General features: G+C 55.4%; 10 protein-coding genes. 3 read left to right on the top strand and 7 right to left on the bottom strand.

The window, feature by feature from the left end:
• Positions 1–84: 84 nt before the first annotated feature.
• Positions 85–2457, bottom strand: a complete 2373-nt coding sequence (locus BIY29_RS13290) for a TonB-dependent siderophore receptor (RefSeq protein WP_121575587.1) — start codon at positions 2455–2457, stop codon at positions 85–87.
• 411 nt (positions 2458–2868) lie between these two features.
• Positions 2869–3261 (bottom strand): transcriptional regulator, encoded by a 393-nt coding sequence (locus tag BIY29_RS13285; protein WP_121575586.1) that lies wholly within the window; start codon positions 3259–3261, stop codon positions 2869–2871.
• Between the two features lie 711 nt (positions 3262–3972).
• Between BIY29_RS13285 and acs the strand changes: the two genes are divergently transcribed.
• From acs to BIY29_RS13265, 3 genes are all read left to right on the top strand, one after another.
• Positions 3973–5934, top strand: a complete 1962-nt coding sequence (gene acs / locus BIY29_RS13275; RefSeq protein ID WP_121575585.1) for an acetate--CoA ligase — start codon at positions 3973–3975, stop codon at positions 5932–5934.
• Complete coding sequence (locus BIY29_RS20055; RefSeq protein ID WP_147437158.1) at positions 5931–6140, top strand: hypothetical protein; 210 nt, start codon at positions 5931–5933, stop codon at positions 6138–6140. Before acs ends, BIY29_RS20055 begins: the two co-directional genes overlap by 4 nt.
• Before the next feature lie 182 nt (positions 6141–6322).
• Positions 6323–7219 carry an Rpn family recombination-promoting nuclease/putative transposase gene (locus BIY29_RS13265; RefSeq protein WP_121575583.1) on the top strand — a complete coding sequence of 299 codons (897 nt, stop codon included), beginning with the start codon at positions 6323–6325 and terminating at the stop codon, positions 7217–7219.
• Between the two features lie 80 nt (positions 7220–7299).
• Here the strand turns inward: BIY29_RS13265 and BIY29_RS13260 are convergent, their stop codons facing one another.
• The 5 genes from BIY29_RS13260 to BIY29_RS13240 are packed head-to-tail and all read right to left on the bottom strand — an operon-like array spanning position 7300 to position 22398.
• Positions 7300–9438, bottom strand: a complete 2139-nt coding sequence (locus tag BIY29_RS13260; RefSeq protein ID WP_121575582.1) for an HlyD family efflux transporter periplasmic adaptor subunit — start codon at positions 9436–9438, stop codon at positions 7300–7302.
• A complete protein-coding gene (locus tag BIY29_RS13255; RefSeq protein WP_121575581.1) occupies positions 9438–10778 on the bottom strand; it encodes an efflux RND transporter periplasmic adaptor subunit in 1341 nt (446 codons plus the stop codon). The genes BIY29_RS13260 and BIY29_RS13255 overlap by 1 nt, the downstream gene beginning before the upstream one ends.
• Positions 10775–11521 carry an efflux RND transporter periplasmic adaptor subunit gene (locus tag BIY29_RS13250; RefSeq protein ID WP_121575580.1) on the bottom strand — a complete coding sequence of 249 codons (747 nt, stop codon included), beginning with the start codon at positions 11519–11521 and terminating at the stop codon, positions 10775–10777. The genes BIY29_RS13255 and BIY29_RS13250 overlap by 4 nt, the downstream gene beginning before the upstream one ends.
• Positions 11521–13227 carry a TolC family protein gene (locus BIY29_RS13245; RefSeq protein ID WP_121575601.1) on the bottom strand — a complete coding sequence of 569 codons (1707 nt, stop codon included), beginning with the start codon at positions 13225–13227 and terminating at the stop codon, positions 11521–11523. Before BIY29_RS13245 ends, BIY29_RS13250 begins: the two co-directional genes overlap by 1 nt.
• Before the next feature lie 60 nt (positions 13228–13287).
• On the bottom strand, positions 13288–22398 hold the full coding sequence (locus BIY29_RS13240; RefSeq protein WP_121575579.1) for a putative Ig domain-containing protein: 9111 nt from the start codon (positions 22396–22398) through the stop codon (positions 13288–13290).
• Between the last annotated feature and the right edge of the window lie 17 nt (positions 22399–22415).

The following is a 22415-nucleotide window of genomic DNA, read 5'->3' as shown; positions in this document are numbered from 1 at the left end:
AAACAGGAAGAGAAATCAAAAAATCAAGCAGACCACTTGATAGAAGGAAGCCATACGCTTCCTTCACCGCGTGCGGAAAATATTTTACCAGCGATAGCTGATACTGGCGCTCAGGTTTCGCCCCTCACCGTAATAACACCAGAAATTACAGGCGCTGACATATTCGTGATTTGCCAGGTTGGTCGCATTAACCTGTAACCGCCAGTCTTTACTGAAATCATAGGCGATCATTGCGTCCCACAGCGTGTAAGCAGGCACTTTCATATTCGCCGTATTCGCAATATCGCCGTAAGAACTTCCCACATACCGGACACCGCTGCCAATCGTCAAGCCTTCCAGCGGGCCGTTAAACGCATAGGTCGCCCAGCCGGAAACAATATGCTCCGGTAATCCAGGCAGACGTTTGCCCACTTCCCCGACCGTGCCGGATTTGGTTGTCTCCACCTCGTTATAGGTATAGTTCGCCGTTAACGTCAGCCCCGAATACACCTCACCGCTGAACTCGACTTCAACACCGCGAGAGCGAGCTTCTCCGGCCTGAACAGTAATATTGGGATTAGCGGGATCGGTGGTCTGAACGTTTTTTTGTTCCAGGTTAAACAACGCCACCGAGGCATAGCCATTAAAGCCTTCCGGCGTATATTTTACCCCGACTTCAGTCTGCTGCCCTTCTTCTGGGACATAGGGGCGACCATATCCGTCACGCCCTGAAACCGGCAGGAAAGATTCCGAATAACTGACATAAGGTGATATGCCATTATCAAACAGATACATCAAGCCAGCGGTTTTAGTGAATTTGGTATCATCTGTACGGGTATCGACGCCTGACGTCAGATTGCGATCGCGGGACTTCGCCACATCGTAACGCCCCCCTAGCAGAAAGATCAGGCGCTCATTATATTTAATCTGATTTTGAATATAGTAACCCGTCTGATGACGTCCTGAACGATGATCAAAAAGCTCGTTATCAGTGGGTGAGGTATAGTTGCCGTAAACCGGGTTAAAGATATCTATCGGATCGCCAAAGGAGTACAAATTCCCATCACGGCTTTGCGTGTTGGCACGGCGATAATCAAATCCCAGCAGCAAGGTATTCTCAATATCGCCAAATTGCCACTCGCCCACCATACGGTTATCCGTCGACCAGTTTTGCGCAAAACCATCACGATAAGTCAGGCCACGGTTAGCCAGACGGTCGCTGACCATGCCCAGGACATACGCCCCGCGCAGATCCAAATTCAGGTAGGCATAATTCAGGTTCTGATGAAACGTCCAGGTGTCGTTCAGATGGTGGGTGAACTCATAACCAAGATTAAACTGGCGGGTGTTATGGTGATTAATGTCCGGTTCACCAAGCGACGTTTTATAGCCAACCTTGCCAAATGGGGTGTTATGCAGGGTGCCGTAGGGCAGTTTAAACCCGTTGGTCATCCCCGACTGGGTGTCCATATAGCTGGCCAGTATCGTTAACTCGGTATCTTCTCCCAGGAAGGTCATACTGGGTGCAAGGTAGAAACGCTTACTCTTGGCAAAATCAACCTCACCCGACGTGTCTCGCGCCAGCGCTACCACACGGTACAAAATCGTGCCATCGTCATTCAGCGGGCCGGAGCTATCAACCGCTAAATGACGGTAATCGTCAGAACCGTATTTCAGTTCAATCTGCCCCTGTGGAAGACGTGTTGGTCGCTTGGTAATAACGTTGACTAAACCGCCGGGAGGATTCTGTCCGTACAGCACAGACGCCGGGCCTTTCAACACCTCAATACGTTCAATGCCAAAAGGCTCAATCTGCTGACCGTAAAAACCGTCCTCGTTGAGCGTGGCCAGCCCATTCTGAAAACGGGACTGATCGCTGAAGCCGCGAATCGTTACCCACTCAGCCTTGTTATCCGGGCCATACGGCGTAGCCAGAATTCCGGCGCTGTAACGTAATGCCTGATCGATTTTCTGAGCGCCGCGCTCCTGAATCTGTTTTTCGTTAACCACCGAGACAGCGCGTGGCGTTTCTGAAATAGGAACATCCAGTTTTAGTGCAGTATTGGGCGGCGCAGTGACAACAATCTGTTCATTGTCGGACGGCGTGACAGCAGAAGCCGGCACGGGAACATTCACCGTCTGCTGTACCAGCGTTACGCTGCCATCCTCACTGTACTGAGCCGTCAGACCGTTACGATTAAGGATGTGCTGAAACCCCTGTTCAACACGATAGCGCCCTTGCAAACCTGCACTATTTTTACCCGCCACCAATGCCGGATCGTAAGAAAGCAACACACCAGACTGTTGTGCAAACTGATTTAAAACCTGATTAAGCGGCCCCGCCGGCACGTTATATTGCTGAACAGGTGTTGCCGGGGCGGCATACACCGCCACAACCGGCAGAGTTACGCCGAAAGAAGCCCCCAGCACCCCGGCGTGTAAGGCGCGGGCCAACAGTTGGGTACGCAATCTTGCCATTCTTTATCCCCTTTATATTAAAAAAATTATCGGTTTCAATAGGTATGCCAACTGAACAGATAAAAAGGGGAACCATAAAATCGAAAAAAAATGGTTTAGATCATTGATACAAAATCGCGGCCAACTCACGTGTACCTTGAAGTATGATGAGTATAAAAATTAAGCAGAAAAATAGATCGAAAACCGAGGATACGGAAATTTCGCTTATGAAATCCTCAGAATATTAATAAGAATCAATTATGAATTCTCAACCAGGTTAAAATAGATAAATAGCCCTCGTTGCATAATACCAACGTAATCGATTACTTCTTGATATCCGCCCTCTCTATCCCATTACAATACGCTGCTCACGACCGCATGGTTACTAACAACACTTCGCCATCTCTGATAACAAAACACTCAGGAGCTTATTTAAGAAGCCAGATTCGTTGACGATTCCGTCGAGTCCTGATTCAGGATCAACAGAGAAAGCACACGGTTTTCGACATTTAATTTAGAGAAAGACAGCGTACTCAACTGCTTTTTAGTAAAGCCATCAGACAACAGATCTGAAACCACATTTGTACTTAATATATTGGAATCAGTCATAAAGTCCTGATAGGCAAACTTCACGTTAATCGGCAGTACATCATCAATGGAAACCGGCGTATTCGCTTCGGAACGCAGTCCAAAATGGGCATTGAAAGCAGAGTTGGCGCAAACTACCTTACACTTCTCGTCAATCACTGCGACAGCACGCCGTTCATTCTGAACAGGTTGACTTAGCATACCGATGATCTCATTCCGGCCAAATATCAGACTCATTATTTCCTCTGCCTCATGCTATATAAAAGATATTGCGAAGCGCTGTCAGGCAAGCCTCTTCTACAGCAACCCGTCAATAAGCATTCAACTCACCGGCGCCACCGTGGCACCCGGCATAATGTAGTTATCTATGTTGTTTAGTTTTGAAAACCGGATCTTGTTGATTAAAAAAACAAAAAAATAACAATTAGCGTTTTCTTTGTGATTGGCGAACGGTTCTTCTCTGTTTCTCATCGATAAATCGACGATTTTATCGCCGTATCGCCTTGCGCTGTAGATTATCCACACCGACCGGCTGTTGATAATCAGATAAATCCAAATAGCGATAGCGGGTAAAAATATACCTGAACAATATTGTCGCTATCGGCGGAATAAGAGAGATCTTTATGCCTTTTGATCGTAAAAGACGATCAAAGTGCGAATAACAATAGATGAAGTCTATTGAAAACAATAGATTGATCGTTATGTTCATCGGGAATAAGGGGATAATTCTTATAATTTTTCATATTATGGCATATATAACTGATGATGTTTTACCCGCTGCGCAACAGTTTAGTTATTCATGAGCATTCAGGCGATTGAGTTTAATTAATTCCTTTCTGCCTTTCCCGCATTGCGTGATCCATCGCGCAAAAAAGAAACAAATGTTGCCAGTTAATGACAATTAACCATCCGTTGACATATCCTTAACATGTTTAAGGAGAAGCGCCCATGACCCAACATTATAAACATGCCATACCTGCCGCAATTGCGGAAAAAACCCTGATAAATGCCCTCCAATACAAAAAGATGTATCGGCAATCCATTGACGATCCCGTCTCTTTCTGGCGTGAGCAGGGAAAGATTGTTGATTGGATCACGCCATATCAACAAGTGAAAAACACGTCATTTGACCCCGGTCATATCAGTATTCGCTGGTTTGAAGACGGTACGCTGAATGTCGCGGCCAACTGTCTCGATCGTCATCTTGCAGAGCGCGGCGATCAAACGGCGATAATCTGGGAAGGGGATGACGCCAGAGAAAGTAAAACCGTCACCTACCGCGAGTTACATCAGTCGGTTTGTCGTTTCGCTAATGCCCTGAAATCGCAGGGGATCAAAAAGGGTGATGTGGTTGCCATCTATATGCCGATGGTGCCGGAGGCGGCCATTGCCATGCTGGCCTGTGCGCGCATTGGCGCCATCCATTCCGTTATCTTTGCCGGGTTTTCCCCGGAAGCCATCGCCGGGCGAATCATCGACTCCAACGCCAAACTGGTGATTACCGCCGATGAAGGCATCCGCGCCGGACGCACTATCCCACTCAAGAAAAATATTGATGAAGCATTAAAAAACTCTGGGGTGAAAAGCATTACCAGCGTGATCGTTTTGCGTAGAACAGGGAAACAGACGGAATGGTACGCCGCACGCGATCTTTGGTGGCACGATCTGATCGAACAAGCGGACGATCATTGTCCGCCGGAAGAAATGAATGCCGAAGATCCGCTATTTATCCTTTATACCTCAGGGTCCACCGGTAAGCCTAAAGGGGTGTTGCACACCACCGGCGGTTACCTGGTCTACGCGGCGCTGACATTTAAGTATGTCTTTGACTATCATCCGGGTGATATCTATTGGTGCACTGCCGATGTCGGCTGGATTACCGGCCACAGTTACCTGCTGTACGGTCCGCTGGCCTGTGGCGCCATTACGCTGATGTTTGAAGGCGTTCCCAACTGGCCCGATGCCAGGCGCATGGCGCAGGTGATCGATAAACATCAGGTCAATATTCTCTACACCGCCCCTACGGCGATCCGCGCTCTGATGGCGGAAGGCGACAAAGCCATTGAAGGCACGTCGCGTGAATCGCTGAAAATCATGGGTTCCGTTGGCGAGCCGATCAACCCGGAAGCCTGGGAGTGGTACTTCAACAAGATCGGTAACGCCAAGTGCCCGATCGTTGATACCTGGTGGCAGACGGAAACCGGCGGCTTCATGATTACCCCCTTGCCCGGCGCGATTGAAGCCAAAGCAGGTTCGGCAACCTATCCTTTCTTTGGCGTTCAACCAGCGCTGGTGGACAATCTGGGGAACCCGCAGCAAGGGGCGTGCGAAGGTAATCTGGTCATTACCGATTCCTGGCCAGGACAGGCGCGGACACTGTTCGGCGATCACCATCGGTTTGAACAAACCTACTTTTCCACCTTTAAAGGGATGTACTTCAGCGGTGACGGCGCCCGCCGCGACGAAGATGACTATTACTGGATCACCGGGCGCGTCGATGATGTGCTGAATGTTTCTGGTCATCGACTGGGAACGGCGGAAATAGAATCCGCACTGGTTTCTCATCCCAAAATTGCCGAAGCGGCGGTGGTGGGTATCCCGCACAATATGAAAGGTCAGGCGATTTATGCTTACATCACGCTAAACCACGGTGAAGAACCTTCCAGCGAACTGTATACGGAGGTTCGCAACTGGGTGCGTAAAGAAATCGGGCCAATTGCCACACCTGACATCCTGCACTGGACCGACTCGTTACCGAAAACGCGCTCCGGTAAAATTATGCGCCGCATTTTGCGCAAAATCGCCGCAGGCGACACCAGTAATCTGGGGGATACCTCAACACTGGCCGACCCTGGCGTGGTCGAAAAGTTGCTGGAAGAAAAGCAGGCAATGAACCTGTCCCCTCAATGAATCTGACCCCATGCTCTCCTTGCACACCACCAAACCCCAGACTGTGGCTTTGGTGGCGTCTGGGCTTTGTTCTCAATGAGGATGGCGTCGTTCATCGTCCACGCCGTTTTCTCATCTATCGGATGAAAACTGAACGCTTTATTGTTGGCCGGGTTCTGCACGATGCGATGGAACTTGAACAACATATGACCCAGGAAGTCCCCTGAAAGTAGCTAGTTGCAACATCCCTCATCGATGTCTGGCAGCCCCGTGCTATAAACCCGCTTCAGAACGACAGCTCCCGAAAGTTTTTTGCGGGGCGCTTTCCTGATTTTCCTTTTCCTGCTTGGCTGATACGGTTTATCCATTATGGTTGCTGAGTATCAGCAATCAGAGAGAAAGGACGCCAATGCATTCTCACGATGCAATCTTTAAACAATTCCTGAGTGATATTGATGTCGCACGGGATTTTCTATCAGTACATCTGCCACCCTCTATTCGGGCACGATGCGATTTCACTACCCTGCAACTGGAATCCTCTTCCTTTATTGACGATGAGCTGCGCGCTCGGCTATCCGATATGCTGTATTCGCTAAACACCGAGGCTGGTAAAGGTTATATCTATTGTGTGATAGAGCATCAAAGCCGGCCTGAAAAACTGATGGCGTTCAGGCTATTACGTTACTGTCTGGCCGCTATGCAACAGCATCTGGCACAAGGCCATCAGGCATTACCGCTGGTTGTACCGCTATTGTTTTATCATGGAAAACGTAGCCCTTATCCCCATAGCCTGCGTTGGCTGGATAGTTTTGAAAACCCTCAATTGGCAGAACAAATTTACTGTCATGCATTTCCACTGATAGATCTCACCGTCATTCCAGATGAGGAGATTAAGACCCATGGGCGGGCGGCGTTGCTGTCTCTGGTACAAAAACACATCCGCACAAGGGATATGCTGGAACTGGCCCAGGATATCGGGTTATTATTTGAGCGCTGGCAAGTGCCGCTGACACAAAAAAGAGCGCTGCTGTTTTATATTGTTAAGAGCGGCAACACATCCAGACCAGCAGATTTTATTAAAACCGTATTAGAGCCATTGTCGGCAAATCGGGAGGAACTTATGACCATCGCCCAGCAACTGAAGCAGATCGGGTATGAAGAAGGCATTCAGCAAGGCATGAAAGCCAGCGCACAACACATCGCCCGGGAACTACTGCTAAGAGGGATGGAAAGCGAGCACGTTCAGCAGATAACCAAACTTTCCGCCGACGAGATTAAGCAGTTAATTTTGTCCGACGGCGAATAATCAGCTTCCCGGAGTAGCACCATTTATCTTCATCTGTTTGAAAGGGCGACGATTAAGGGAAAAGTGCGGCATCTCCGGCTTCAGAACGACAGCTCCCGGATCAACACTGCCGATACCACTTTCCAGCCGCGCACCAGCAGGCTTTGCGCTTCGCCGTCCATGACCACCGTGCCGCGCAGCATCTGCGGCTGGGCCGTACTGTCGGCAGGCAGAGTCAACAGCACCCGATAAACCACCTGCTCAGGATGCAACTTGCGTTGTGCATCGCTTAAGGTGGCGATGTCCCCACCGTAAGTCGAGGTCAGTTCCGGTACGGCGCTCAGATCGCGGGTAGCGGTATGGTCGATATCCACAATCGTCACAGGCAACGCGGGGCGGCTGACATCCTGCGGGTAAAAACGCCCTTGTCCACCGGCTTTCAATCGCTGCCAGTCTTTTTCCGAAACAAAGGCTTCCACCAGCCCGCCGGTCGGTTTGGCGATCACCGCCAGCCATTCGCCCTGCGCCAGCCACTCCCCGGTTGCCAGCGGCGCGGCAACGTCCGCCACCACGCCGCTTATCGGTGCGCGTACCGTCAGTTGCGCCGACTGTCGTTTCAGTACCGCCAGCTTTTGTTGCGCCGCCTCACGCTCCTGATTCACCCGCTGGTGTTCGCCCACCGCCTCTTTATTGAATACCTGAAACGCGCCCTGCCAACTCAAGGTGGCAATTTGCCGCTCCAGTTGCTGTTGCTCATGTAATAACGCCTCCGCCGACAGCGTAAATAGCGCCTGACCGGCCTGCACCGATTGGCCGACCTGAACATCGATGCGGTTGATCATGGCAGGCAACGGCATATACAGGCTGCTTTGCTGTTCGGCACGCAGCAGCGCCGGAGCATACACCGTGCGCTGCCAGGGGATCGCCAACAGCAGCAGCAATATGCCGCTTAATGTCAGCGTCACCATCATATTTCGATTCATACGGTAATCCTTGCGGCGTTTGCTCCACTCACGCAGTTCATTAACCACCGGCATTATCACGAAATAGCCGATTTCTACCGCGAAAAGCAGCATACCCAGCAATTTGAACGCCATGTGATAAACCAGAATGGCAATGCCGGTAAACAGAAAAAAACGATATATCCACACGCAGAAGGCATAGCCGACCAGTGTACGCCGTAACCAGCGGGGAAACGGCTCTGGCGGGGGGTCACCCAAGCCGAACAGCCATTCACGCATCTGCCAGCGGCCAAGGGCAAAGCCCCGGTTTTGCAGATTCGGTATTTGCAGCCAGTCCGACAGCAGGAAATAACCATCAAAACGCATCAACGGACTGAGGTTAATCGCCAGCGTCATAATCCAGGTGGTGGTCGCCAGCATAAACGCCGCGCTGCGCAACATGCCGTCCGGTAGAAAGCTCCACGCCAGTGTCGCCCAGGCGGCCAGCGTCAGTTCGGTCAACATCCCGGCGGCGCCTATCGCCATCCGTTGCCGGTGGCGGGTGAGCTTCCATGAGCCGGACGTATCGGTATACAGCACCGGCATCATGACCAGAAACGCGACGCCCATGCTGGCAACCCGTGCGCCAAAACGCTTGCAGGTGTAGGCATGACCCAGCTCATGCAGCACTTTGGTGAAACACAATGTGATCCCCGCCAGCGCAGCGCCTTCCAGGGTAAAAAAATGCAGAAACGTGTGCTTGAAGGTTTCCCACTGACGCCCGGCCAGGAACAGCCCCAGCACCGCCGCTATCAGCGTCAGCGTTAAAAAAAACCGGCTGAAAAAGGGTTCCACCCACGATAAAGTGGCGGTCAGAAAACGATCGGGATGCCACAGCGGAATGCGGAAAAACAGATAATTTTTCAGCAGTTTGCGCCACACCGAAACCTGCGTGTGAGCCAACTGCCGCCCAAACTGCGCCAGCGCCTCATCACCCGATGCCCGCGTCAGACTATTGGCCTGCAAAAACTGGCTGAAATACTGTACGTCGCTATCATCAACAGTCAGCGGCAACGTCTGATTGATCTCAGCCACAATTTTCGCCGTCTCCCCCAGCGACCAGCGTGACAACATTGCCATCTCCGCCCAGCCAATACGGAAAAACAGACCGCGCAACGGATCTTCCAATGTCCAACTGGGCGATCCATCACGATTGGCAGGCCCGGCATGGAGGATCAGTTCATCGCGCAACGGACTAAGCCGGGCGGCCGGATGAGGATCCAGAGCGGATGCGGTCATTACACGCCCAGCCACACGCGCAGCGTCGCTAAAGGCTTACGCAACAGATAGACGAACAGCACCGTGCGCTGACCATACAATTTCGCCGTGCCTTTCAACCCAACGCGCAGCAGCGGATCATCCTGGATAAATTTGGCCCGCAGCCGGTAGGCCATAATATTGTCCGGCGTGGGCGCCGAACGGTAGCCAATGTGCTCCAACTGCGCTGGCAGTGCCGAGTTTGGGGCCACATTAAGGAATAGGCGCACATCGGCCCCCTTATCCAGCGCAATGGCATCGGCAGCGGGCAGTTGGATCTCCAGCTCAACATCATGCGGATCGGCAATCATCATAATGCGTTCGCCGACCGCCACCGACCGCCCGATCCAATCGCTGACGTCATCAAAAATCGCCACGCCGTCACGCGGGGAAACCAGTTGCATACGTTCCAGTTGCCGTTGCAGAAAATCCATTTCACTCTGCGCCTGTTCGCGTCGGCTTTGCAGTACAGCCAGACTGGCTTTGCTGTTGGCATCAAACAGCGCCTGTTGCTGCGCCTGCCGGAACTGGGCATCGGCGGTGGCGAACGCCTGACGGCCGGACTCCAGCCGGTTTTCCAGTTCGCGGGCATCCAGCCGTACCAGCGGTTGATTGGCCGTAATCTGCTGATTGGGGCGTACCAGGATATCGTCGACCACCCCGGCTACCGGCGCACGCACCATTACCGGACGGTGCGCCACAATCTCCGCTGGCGCCAGCACCGATTGCCGCACCGGGATCAGCATAATCAATAACAGCGCTATCGCCCCCGCCAGTATCAGCCGACGCCGATTAGGCGGGATAACGGTTTTACCGCGTCTTTTTTTGCCTAAGCTAATCCAGGCGTGGGAATAGGCGTCGGCCAGTTTTTCCAATAGCACGACTTCCGCTGGCTGCCACCCGCTGTCTCGCGCCAGAATCAGCACCAGCGGCGGCTCCCCTTGCGGACGCCGCAAAGGCAGCCACAGTAGAAACTCCGGCAGATATTCCTGCCACAGCAACTGGTCGCTGGCTGGCAGATTCTGCCAGCGCAAGGTTTGCGTTGGTCGATCTTGCTGTTGCCACTGGCGGCACAGACGGCTGAATTCACTGCAAAACGGCGCGTTAGCATCGAGGGTCGCCAGACCGGACGCCGCGCACAAACGCTGTCTTTCACCCTCCCACAGCAGCGCCTGACGATACTTCACCAGATTGTGCGTTTCGTTAACGATGAAAAACGCCAGTTCATCCTGTGTTTCCCGCGCTCTGGCGCGGCTTTCCAGTTGCAACAGCTCCGCCAGCAGCGCCAGCCGACTATCCTGCTCGCTTACCGCCTGAGTCATGGCGCAACGCCGCCTGCCGTCGGCGGCATAATCTGCGCCACGCCGCTCATCCCCGGCAGCAGCCCGGCGGTGGATTGAGTAATGCGTCCAAACACTTTGACGGACTGACTGACAGGCTCAACCGCTGAAGAGATACGGCTGATTTCCGCCGGGTAACTTAGCCCGGTTTCATCCAGCGTGACCTGAAAGCTATTGCCCTGTTTTAACCACACCAGCCAGCGCGACGGCACGATCATTTCCAGTTCAAAGGCGCTGTCATCGTAAATCGCCAGCAGTTCTTTGCCTTCCGGCACCGATTCCCAGCGTTTCACTTTGGTTTCCGTTACCCGGCCTGAAAACGGCGCTATGATAACGCAACGTTGCAGCATGGCGCGGTTCACGCCGCTTTCCGCCTGCGCCATCGATACCGCCGAACGGGCTTGATCCACCTCAGACAAACTGATCGAATTGAGCTTGTCCAGCCGGTTGGCAATCGCCAGTTTTTTACGGGCGGCATTTTCAGCGGCGGCGGAGTAATTCAGTTTCTCTCTCAGTACCGTACAGTCAAAGGTGAGCAGCGTATCGCCCTGTTTAAAGCGCTCCCCCTCTTTCACCGCGATATCCGTGACTTTGGCCGCAATTTCGCTGGAAAGCATGGTGTAACGCAGCGCACTGAGCTGTACGCGGATGTCATTGCCTGTTGTCGCCTGAGCCAACAAGGGCGTCAGCAACGCCCCTGCCAGCAGAAACGGCCACGCTTTCATCAATGCGATCCCCCGGCCTGTAACGATTGCAGGTTATCCCACATATCCGTGCTGACCGTGCGGTAGGGTTTTCCGGCAATGGCGGCTGGCGGCGTAACGGCGGCGACCGGTTTGGTTACCGCCGGAGTGTCGGCGACCGCCATCGGCGCGGCCAGGGAAAGGCGCGGCACCGGCACACTGCCGGTTTCAAGATTGCTGGTGGTACGGGCAATGGTATTGCTTAAGGCGGCCAGACTGGTATCGCTGACGTTATCGGGCAATACATCCAGACCGGCGGCCTGATACACCGCGCCCAATGCGTTTTGCACGTCGGCAAAGCTGCGGTCACGCGCCCGGGTGGTGAGAATGGTTTCGGTGCTGACCCGCACCTGCTCCATCTGGGTCGCCGCCTGATTACGCACGGTGAGTTCGGTTTGATTAAGAATGCCGCGCTGAATACGCGCCAGCTCCTGATAACGGCTGAACATGCGGGTACTTTGCTGATACTCCTGCCAGGCCACGTTCACCTGGGTCAGCACCGCCATACGCAGCGCCTGACGCCGCACTTCCGCCAGTTCTTCATTGGTCTGACCGGTACGTTTCACCGATGACCATGACAGGACATTGAGCAGGTTGCCGCTGACCTGCACACCGGCATTCGCCCACTGGTGATTGACCAGATAGCTGTTGCTGTCGCCATTAATACCGGCAAACAGCGCTACGCCCGGCAGCAGGCGCAATAGCGATTTACGGGTTTCCAACACGGCATTACGCGCCAGATAGCTTTCTTCACGCACTTCAGGACGTTTTACCATCGAGAAGTTTTCCAGATCGTCAAGAGAATAGGCCATTTTCGGCGCCATCAGGCTGCTTTCACCAGGCACCACCACATCAAACTTGCTGGCGGGCGGTAAATTCATCAGCGAAGCCAGGCGGGACTTGGCCACCACCAAATCGCTGTCGACGATCTCAAGCTGGCGTACCATTTCCAGCATATTTTTCTGGAAACGCAGCGCGTCTATCGGTGCCAGCAGGCGCTGTTGCTCCGTCTGACGGGCATACTCCAGCGCCTGACGCGCCTCGGCCAGCGCCGCCGTCACTTCCGGCTGTAAACGCTGGGCGGTCGCCGCTTCCCAATAGACCGTGCGCACCTGACGGGTGATATCCGCCACCACACGGCGACGGCGTTCTTCCGCTGCCAGCGATTTATTCGCCTGCATCCTGGCGTTGAAATAGCTGATGCCAAAATCCAGCACGTTCCAGCTCAGTGAAAGATCGGCGGTACGCAGGGTTTTATCCTGACTGGTGGAGGCTTCCAGCGACTCCTCGCCGGTAGTCACCGATTCACTGCTGGAGCCAGCCACGTTGTTACGCGTTTGCAACCCGGCACGCGCCGCCAGCTTAGGCAGCATATCCAGATTCTGTACGCCGAGCAATTCGTCCTCCATTGCCTGCTCCATCAGCGCCACCCGCTGTTGCAGGTTATATTTCAGCGCACGGGCAATAGCCTCATCCAGCGTGATGGTGCCGCGCACCGGCTCCTGATTGGCGAACATCTGCGTGCGATCGCTTAACGCCTGCGCAATCTGTTGTTCCGGCGTTATCGGCTCGGGCTTTACCGCACACCCGGCCAGTCCCAGACAGGCCAGTGTCACCGCCAGCGTCAGAGCGCGGGAACCGGCGGATTTTGGCTTACTATCCCAGAGTGTTGCTATGTGTTGATTCACCAGGGTTTTCTCCCCTCTTATTAATTCATTGGTTAATTGAAATTCACGTGGCGTCATGTGTTACGACACACTCCCTGTTAACTGATCTAATGCATTCAATAATTCATCTATGTTCCGGCGCGCCTCAAGCTGTTGGCTAAATGCTGCTTTTCCTGCGCTATGGGCGACTTCAGCCGGGTCAGACGTAAGCCGCTGGACAGATAATGACGTGGCTGCCGCCTCTGTTTCATATAACTGCGTTAACGGCACTGGCGGTTCTACCCCCTGCCCGACGCGCAGGGTGATTGGCAGGGTACGGCTGGAGCCATCTGCGGTTTGCGCGGTCAGCGACAGTTGGATCTGATTGACCTGTAATGCGCTGGCATCGGTTATCCGCACCACGCCGCTGCGGGCATCAAACTGCACCCATGACGGCAGCGGACGACCATTTGCCAGTTGCAACGTCAGCACCGCGCCACCTTCGCGGGTGCTGAAAATGTGCTGTGGCAAGGTGAAAACCAGCGCTCCGGCGTTATCCGGCTGGAGTGTGCCTTGTAAACTGCTGAATGCGGATTCCAGCGCCGTGGTTTGTCCGCGTATGGTCTGGAACAGGGTTGAGCGGGTATCGCTGACAAGCGTTCCCTGATCGCGGGAAGAGAAATTGACGGTTTCCAGCGCGGGCAGCAGCGTCGTCATAACGGGTTCCAGCCCCCATTCCGCTGCACGCTGACGCTGTGTTTCCGCCGCATCAGCCGTCACAGCCGGTATGGCGGCCCTGAGCAACGAACCGGTTGGCCGGGAACTGGCAAATACGCGCTCATTTAATCCACCTTCATCTTCACGATCAGTGTTATCCGGCGCAAAAGCATCACCTGGGCGGGCAAACAGCATCAGGTTGTTAAATGTCATCTCCCGTCCAACCGTCAGGGTTAGCGTCAACGTGGCGCGGCCACCGGCGCTGTCCTGAACGCTTATGGTCAGACTAAACGTACCGCTTTCAGTCGGCGTACCGCTGATGGTTCGGGTGTCGGCATCAAAAATCAGGCCGTCAGGCAATCCGTCGAGGCGCCAGGTCAACGTGTCGCCATCGGCGTCGGTAAACAGATTGTCCGGCAGCGTCACGCTGTAGGCTTCATTCTCGGTGGCCTGGTTCAGGCGATAGTCAGTAGCGGTGATTTCCGGAACAAAATTAACGGATACCGTGGCGGAAATAGCCAGATTAACCGTGTCACGGCCAGCACCATCTTTACCGCCGCTATCCTGCACCGCAATGAGGGTGATGACCCGATCGCCGCCGCTGGCGGCGGCATTCTGATAGCTGATGCTATTGATCAGCGCTGCGGCCAGATCGGCGGTGATGCCAGCGCCGCTGGCGATCGTCACAGTGGTAACGCCATCTGCGTTAACGCTGACGCTGACAAGGTAACCATTACCCGTGGTCACGCTGGCGCCATCCGTCAGGGTGATGCTGCTCCCGTCAATATTCAGGACTTCATTGACGCCATCCACGACTCCGGCAACGCTTAAGGTCACGGCAAGAATACGGTCATCCGCTTCCACCGTATCAATATGAGTATTGCTGAATAGACTGATGGCGCTGCCCGTATAATCGCTGTTGCTGGCACTGGCGCTCACCACTGGCGCATCGTTAACCGCCGCCACGGTAACGGTGGCGGCAATGTTCAGTGCCGTGATGTCGCTACCGCCGTTCTGTACCCCTCCGCTGTCCTGTACGGCGGTGAGCGTTACGGTACGAGTGCCAGTGGTGGGATCGTCGCTGGCGTTGGCGTAAGTAATAGCGTCAATCAAGCCCGCGGCGGCACTTGTTTCAATACCGTCTACACTACTGAGAACAACGGTGGCCGTGTCCCCTGTGACCGTCACCGTGTAGCCATAGCCGCTGGCGGTAGCGCCCGACCCCGCCACCAGCGCAATCACCGTGCCGTCAACCGTCAGCGTTTCACTCGCACCATCGGTCAGGCCCGATACCGTCAGCGTGAGGCCGACAATCTCCTGCCCCGCTTCCACCGTACTGAGGGCCGTTGCGCTAAACAGGCTGGCAGGAGCGCCATCTTCAGTATAGGCTGCCGTCATGCCGGTAGTCGTCAACGACGGCGCATTATTGACCTCGTTAACGGCCAGCGCCAGCCTCACACTGTCAGAGGTATAAGCGTCGGACACCGTCAGCACCAGGGCAATACTGCTGCCGGGATCGTTGCTGTTGTTGGTATAAGTAATCTGTTGCAGCACCAGATTAGCCGTGGCGGTTGTCACGTCGGCGCTGAAAGTGACGGTCAATGCGCCATCACGGCTGACGAAAGCGCCGATGGCCGCATCATTGAGATAAAGCGTGCCGTCGACCAGCGTCAGGCCATTACCATCCATAAAGCCGTAACTGTCGTCGCTGCTGATGCCATCGGCGCGGGCAATCGCGATCGTCGCCTCTGCGTAGTTACCGCTGCCATTGTTTAACGCGTCATAGTCCGCGTCCGTCAGCGTCAGTATCTGAGCCAATAAAATCGTACTTTGTTCGGTGTAAGCGAGATCAAGGCTGGCGGCCAGCCCATCCCTGAGATTGACCAGTCCGCCCGCGCCGGTAACGACGGCCATACCGTTGCTGCTCACACTGATGTGGCGGGCGCCAGACAGACCGCTGTCGGTGTCGCTGGTAAGCACTTGCAGCAGAACCGGCGTACTGGCGCTGATATCGTAGCGGCTAAGGGTGCCATCCGACGACGTTACATACAGCGTGTGGTTATCGCCAGCCAGCGCAACACCCGTGACATTGCTCAGACCCGCGATGTGTCCTGCGACACTCAGCGTCCCACTATCCGCATCAAAACTGAAGATCGACACACCGTCGGCGCTGGCGACATAGACGGACTGGCCGTCGCTGGAGACAGTGATATCAATGGGCGAGGACATCTCCACCATCGTGCCTGCGCTGTCGTCGGCGCCGTCGCGCAGATAGGAGATAGCGTTGAGTGCGCCATCACTGCCACGCTGGTAGACAATAAGCGTGTCGGCCACGGTGCTGGCGGCAGGATCGGTGATAACAAACACATAGTCGCCCACAGCCTTGATGCCTACCCCGGTGAACAAGTAAGGCTCGGTCGAGGTGGACGCCGCGATCTGCTGCGTGAGCGCATACAGACCGCTTTCGCTATCAAGCGTATAGACGCTCAGTCCCGCGTAGTTACCGTCGACCACGTAGATCGCGCCGCCATCACTGGAGATGCCGAGATCGACGACATTCTCCGTTGCCAGCGTTTGTGTCAGCGACAAACTGCCGTCGGAGGTCGTGCGGCTAAAGATGGCGATAGCATCGCCACCCTCGCCCAGTATATAAAGCCTGGCGCCATCATCACTGATCTGGATATCGGAAACCGTGGTCACACCACTGACGATGCTCCCCTGATAAATCAGTTCGCCCGTACTGGCGTTGCGGCTAAAGGTTGCGACAGCGCCGTCGCTGGCGACAACATATAAATGGCTGCCGTCTCCGCTCAACGCAGTGGCCGCGATAGCCGTTATCCCCTCAATGGCAGGCAGGCTTTGGATCACCTCCAACGTTTCGTTATCCGGTGTGCTGCCAAGCACGGGGGCCGTATTTTCAACCAGAGTGACAATGGTGCTGCCAGCCAGTGTAGTGATGTCGCTACCGCCATTCTCCGTACCGCCATTATCCTGGACGCTCAGAGTGAAGGTACGGTCTCCGGCGGTAAACGCCGTACTCAGGTTGAGATAATTAATACTGTCAACCAGCGCCGCTGCGGTACTGACATCAATACTGCCGCTATTATCGATCGCGACCGTGACCGTATCCCCCTCTACCGTGACGGTATAGCGATAACCGCTGTCGGTGGCGCCCGATCCCGCCACCAGCCGGATAGTCGCGCCGTCTATCTCCAGGATTTCACTGCCGCCATCCACCACCCCGGAGACCGTCAGCGTCAGTCCGATAATGCCCTGACCGTCCTCTACCGTCGAAATGGCGGTATCGCTAAACAAGCTAATCGAACTGCCGCTTTCGGTATAAATGCCGCTGACGGCGCTGGATACCACGCCAGGAGCGTCGTTCACGGCGATCACGTTTACTGTGGCGGCAATGGCCAGCGTTGCGATATCAGTGCCATTATTACTGGCGCCGCCATCGTCCTGAATGGCCGCCAGAGTCACGGTACGAGCAGTCGCGGTAGGATCATCGCTAGTATTAACGTAGCCGATGGCATCGATCAGCGCGGCGGCGGCACCCACCGCGATCCCGTCGACGCTATTAAGGATCACCGTGGCGGTTCCTTCCGCCACGCTCACCGTATAGCCGTAGCCGCTGGTAGTCGTACCGCTAATCCCCTCCACCAGCACGATGCTGATACCGTCGATAATCAGCGTTTCATTTTCACCATCCGCCAGGCCAGCGACCGTCAGCGTCAGCGAACGAATAGCCTGACCATCCTCTCCGGTAGACAAAACGGTATTACTGAACAGATTGCTGGCGTCGGCATTCTCGACATAGGTGGTACTGGCTGCCGTGGAGCTGAGGCTCGGTGCATGGTTGGTAAGCGACAGCGTGACGTTGGCGCTGATTGTCAGCGCAGTGGTATCCACCCCATTATTATTGGTGCCGCCATTGTCCTTAATCGTCTTCAGGGTAACAGTCCGGCTGCTGATGGTGGGTTCATCGCTATGATTGGCATAGCCAATACCATTAACCAGGGCTTCTGCGGTGTTGGCTGCTATCCCCTCACTGCCAGTCAGCGTAACGGTGACCGCATTATCTTCCACCGTTACCGTATAACGGTAGCCACGGGTCGTCGTGCCGCTACCGGCAACCAGCGCGATAGCTGTGCCGTCGATGGTCAGCGTTTCGCTTTCACCATCGACTACGCCTGAAACCGTCAGTGTCAGTTCCGAGATTAACTGGTCAACCTCTCCGGCTGAAATACGGGTATCACTGAAGAGTTTTACCGCGTTGCCGCCGCTGGTGTAGGTCACATCGCCCGCCGTACTCACCAGGCTGGGGGCATTATTGATTTCATCCACCGTCAGCAAGATATTGACGCTGCTGGTAGTGTATTCGTCGCCTACGGCCAGCGTCAGCATGACACGGCTCCCAGGATCGCTGCTGGTGTTGGCATAACCGATCTGTTGCAGCACCTGATTGGCGGTGACGGTGGTCACGTCTGCGGTAAACCTGATGGTCAGCGCGCCATTGTCGCTGGCGAACGTGCCGATGGCCGCGCCGTTTAGGGAGAGAACCCCATCGGCCAGCGTCAGGCCGTTGCCGTCGCTAAAACTGTAGCTGTCGGCACTGTTGGCCCCGCCTTCGCGCATCAGCGTGATGGTTGCGCCGTTGTAGTTGCCCGCGCCATCGGCCAGGGCATCGTAGTCGACGTCGGACAGCGACACGCTGGCGGCGGGGTTGGTGGTTTCGCCTTCGGTGTAAGCCCCGGATACCGCGCCAGCACTGATCAGGCTCAAACCTGCTCGGTTGTAGAAACCGCCCACATAGATGGACGTGTTGTCCGAGGAAATGGCATAGCGGAATGCACGGCCATTGGTGGAGAGAGCCAGCGTATTGGTATGCGTCAGTGAGCCATCTCCATTGACGCTATAGATGTATACCTGCCCCGTCAGGCCGCCTGCATAAAGCGCGGTGCCATCCTGCGAAAGTGAAAGCCCCCAGACCTGACTCCCAGGGGAAGCGGTCGATGTCCGGGTCACCGTGTTGGTTGCGCTGTCGTAATACAGCGTGACCACCGTGTTGTTGCTGCCGGTCGTCGCATAAATGTAGCCCGCGTCCGAAACCACGATGCCTCTCGACGTTCCACTCAAGCCGATACCGGTGCCGGTGGTGGCATAGGTCAGGGTGCCGTCGCCGTTGGCGGTGTAGACAATCAGTTTGGAGCCGCCCAGCACATAGACATTGCCCGACGAATCGATGGCCATGGCGGAAGCTGTGCTGTAACTGTCGCTGTAGCTGCCGGACAGGTTCAGCGCGCCATTCTCGCCAACCGTATAGGCATAAAGAGTACTGGAGGAAATAACATAGAGTGCGCCGCCGTCAGCCGAAACCGTCAACTGTTTGATCTCCGATGCACCCGTCACCTCTGCGCTCAAACCAGTGACGCCGAGCGTACCGTTGTCATTGACGCTGAACACGGTAACCACATAGTTGCCGGATGCGTTCTTGCCCACCAGATAAGCGTACTTGCCATCAGCGGAATAAACCGCCGAGGTCGCGCTGTCCAGCCCATTGATTTCGATGCCGTTGCTGTCGTCGCCATCGTCGGCGGCGCCCTGAACGAAGGTCTGCACCAGAGTCAGTTCGCCGGTATCGGCGTCGCGGCTGTAAACATACAGGGTACTGTTGCCGGAAGGGGTGATCGCATGAGAGTTACTGCCGCTGCCTAATACCATTAGCGTGCCATCGTCGGGCGACAGCGCCAGACCGTAGACATACTGACTGAAACCCGTCAGGTTGCCTTCAGCGGTATAGACCAACCCACTTTCGTCAACATCAAGAACCGGCGCGCTGTTGTCCGCCTCGGACTGAGTGATCACCCGCAACGTCAGTTCGGTCGAGGCGCTGGCCCCCGACTGATCGGTTACCGTTACGGTGACGGTATAACTGCCCAGCGTAGCGGCGGCGCCGGAGAGCGTCAGAGTCCCGGCGTCGAAAGTCAGACCGTCGGGCAGGCCGCTTACGCTCCAGCTCAGGCTATCACCGTAGCGGCTATCGGCGTCGTTGAACAGGCTGGCGTCCAGCGTGACGCTATAGGCGGTGTTTTCAACGGCGGAGTCCAGCGTGGCGGCGGCTTGCGGGTTAATTTCAGGCGCACGGTTGGCGACCTGCTCAACCACCAAATCCAACGCCAGAGAAGCGCTGGCGCCCGAGGGATCGGTGGCGCTCACAGTCACGGTGAAAGTGCCGGTTTCCGCAGTTGTCCCCGCAATAGTACGGGTCGTGGCGTCGAAAGTCAGCCCGTCAGGCAAACCGCTGACGCTCCAGGTAAGCGTGTCGCCGTCTTCATCATGGAACAGACCGGAAAACAGGGTAAAGCGATAGGCGGTTTCGCTGGTCGCCGAACTCAGACCATAGCCGGTGGCGGCGTCGGTGTTGACCTGCGGCACGGCGTTGGCGCGCAGCGTCAGGGTTATGTCATTGCTGGACAGATTGCCCGCGCCGCTGTCCCGCCCGCGCACGGTAAGCGTAAGCAGGCTCCCCATGGCGACGCTGGCATTGGTATAGCTTAGTTGCTGCAACACCTGATTGGCGACTGCGCGGGTAGCAACATCGGTGAAAGTCACGGTCAGTACGCCGTCGCTCACACTCAGGGCGGCGATAGCGTCGTCGCCGAGGGAGATGACGCCGTTCTCAAGCGTCAGCCCGTTGCCATCGGCAAAACCAAAGCTGCCGCCATCGACGCTGGCGCTAACGGTGATGCTGGCGCCGTTGTAGTCGCCCTCGCCGCCGTTCAGCACATCATAGTTGCTGTCTTTAAGCGTCAGGCCGCTGGCAAAGGTCAGCGCTTCCCCCAGATTCAGCGTCTGTGCGCTGGTGTAGCGGCTTACGCTGCCGCCTGCCGCCAGAATGGATAAACCGTCGCCGGACACCGCAATATCGCTACCGCTGGTGTTGCCGGCAATACTGCTGGAAAATATCAGCCCGCCATTGCCGGCGACCGAGTAGACGCTGATAGCGCCGTCACCGGACACCGCGTAGAGCAAACCATCCTCATCGTTGAGGGTAATGCTGGATACGCCACTAATGGCAACGCTATCGAGCTGGGTAAGGTTGCCGCCGCTGAACTGATAGACGAAAACAACCCCTTTGAGCGGTGCGGCAATATAGAGATACTGACCATCCGCCGAAACCGCCAGCGTGACAGTGCTGACATTATTGGTGTAGTTCGGGTTACTCCAGTCGATATTACTGAAGTCGAGATTAAGGTCGCTGACGGTCACGCTGGTGATGGTGGTCAGTGAACCATCATCATTGCGCTGATAAACGCTCAGGCTGACCGAACCGAAAAGACCCGCGCCAGAATAGATCGCGTAAACATAGTCGCCAGCGGTGGCGATCACGCCGTCGCGGCTGCCGTCATCTACGCGTCCCGCATGGTTCAGCGCACTGCTGGCGGCGTCGCGGCTGTAGATCACCATTCCGTTCCATTCGGTGCCCACATAGACCCAGGCGCCATCTTGCGAGATAGCCAACCCGCCGGTAACGTTGCCATTATTGGTATCGATGGTTGAGACATAGCGCAGCGTGCCGTCTTCATTGACGTCAAGAACGAAAATATTACTGCTGCCATCGGTAGCATAAACAGACAGACCGTCAGAGCTGGTCACCATATGGCTGACGGCACCAAGATTGTCGACGGCCAGCGTCTGAAGCAGGGCCAATCGCCCAGAGTCATCAACAGAGAATACCGAGAGGACGCCGTCCCCGGCGACATAGGCGTAGCTGCCGTCGCTGGAATAAGCGACTTCCGTGCTGCCGCCAAGCTCGTCGGCGGTGAATGACTCAGCGGCTTCGAGGGCGCTATCACCGGACAGCACCGGTGCGACATTGATCTGGCTGTCAATGGTGATGGTGGCGCTGATATTCAGACTGGCGCTGTCGCTGTCGTCGCTCAACGTAGTGAGGGTGACGGAGACCTCGCCGCTTTCGACGCTCTTGTCCTGCGCCTGATAGGAAATACCGTCGATCAAAGCGGCTGCGCCCTCTGCCGTATAGCCAGTGTCCGAGGAGGCGATATTCACCGTAATGGTCGTGACATTGCCGCTGACCGCAACCGAGTAGAAATAGTTATTAGTCTTCGTATTGCCGGTGGCGGTGGTCAGCGTAATGACCGAACCGTCGATAATCAGCGCCTGATTGCCACCACTGCTGTCCACGGTAATGACCAACTCCTGTAGCTCCCCGCCGCCGGTATCGGGCGAGACGCTGACATTGCTGAACAGATCCACCGCCGGGAAGCTGTCGCTGCTGTCGGTAATGGTGACGGTAGCCGCAACGGGCGTAGCTGAAGCGCCGGGCGCGCTATCGGTAGGCGCCACCTGCACGGCAACATCAGCCACCGTAGCGACGGCGGCGGCGTCAAACATCATACGCGGTTCCAGCACCCATGCCTGACGGGGAATACGCTGCGGCGCAGAACCGGCTTTTGAGCGAGAAAAAGTCATCGTGTCATATCCTGTTA

It is taken from the genome of Brenneria alni (genome assembly GCF_003666245.1).
GTDB lineage: Bacteria > Pseudomonadota > Gammaproteobacteria > Enterobacterales > Enterobacteriaceae > Brenneria > Brenneria alni.
This window is presented reverse-complemented; position numbering and strand designations above follow the sequence as displayed.

What these genes read in the sequence shown, in the direction of transcription:
- BIY29_RS13290 (WP_121575587.1), bottom strand. Translation starts at nt 2,457, where the DNA reads ATGGCAAGATTGCGTACCCAACTGTTGGCCCGCGCCTTACACGCCGGG.
- BIY29_RS13285 (WP_121575586.1), bottom strand. Translation starts at nt 3,261, where the DNA reads ATGAGTCTGATATTTGGCCGGAATGAGATCATCGGTATGCTAAGTCAA.
- acs (WP_121575585.1), top strand. Translation starts at nt 3,973, where the DNA reads ATGACCCAACATTATAAACATGCCATACCTGCCGCAATTGCGGAAAAA.
- BIY29_RS20055 (WP_147437158.1), top strand. Translation starts at nt 5,931, where the DNA reads ATGAATCTGACCCCATGCTCTCCTTGCACACCACCAAACCCCAGACTG.
- BIY29_RS13265 (WP_121575583.1), top strand. Translation starts at nt 6,323, where the DNA reads ATGCATTCTCACGATGCAATCTTTAAACAATTCCTGAGTGATATTGAT.
- BIY29_RS13260 (WP_121575582.1), bottom strand. Translation starts at nt 9,438, where the DNA reads ATGACCGCATCCGCTCTGGATCCTCATCCGGCCGCCCGGCTTAGTCCG.
- BIY29_RS13255 (WP_121575581.1), bottom strand. Translation starts at nt 10,778, where the DNA reads ATGACTCAGGCGGTAAGCGAGCAGGATAGTCGGCTGGCGCTGCTGGCG.
- BIY29_RS13250 (WP_121575580.1), bottom strand. Translation starts at nt 11,521, where the DNA reads ATGAAAGCGTGGCCGTTTCTGCTGGCAGGGGCGTTGCTGACGCCCTTG.
- BIY29_RS13240 (WP_121575579.1), bottom strand. Translation starts at nt 22,398, where the DNA reads ATGACTTTTTCTCGCTCAAAAGCCGGTTCTGCGCCGCAGCGTATTCCC.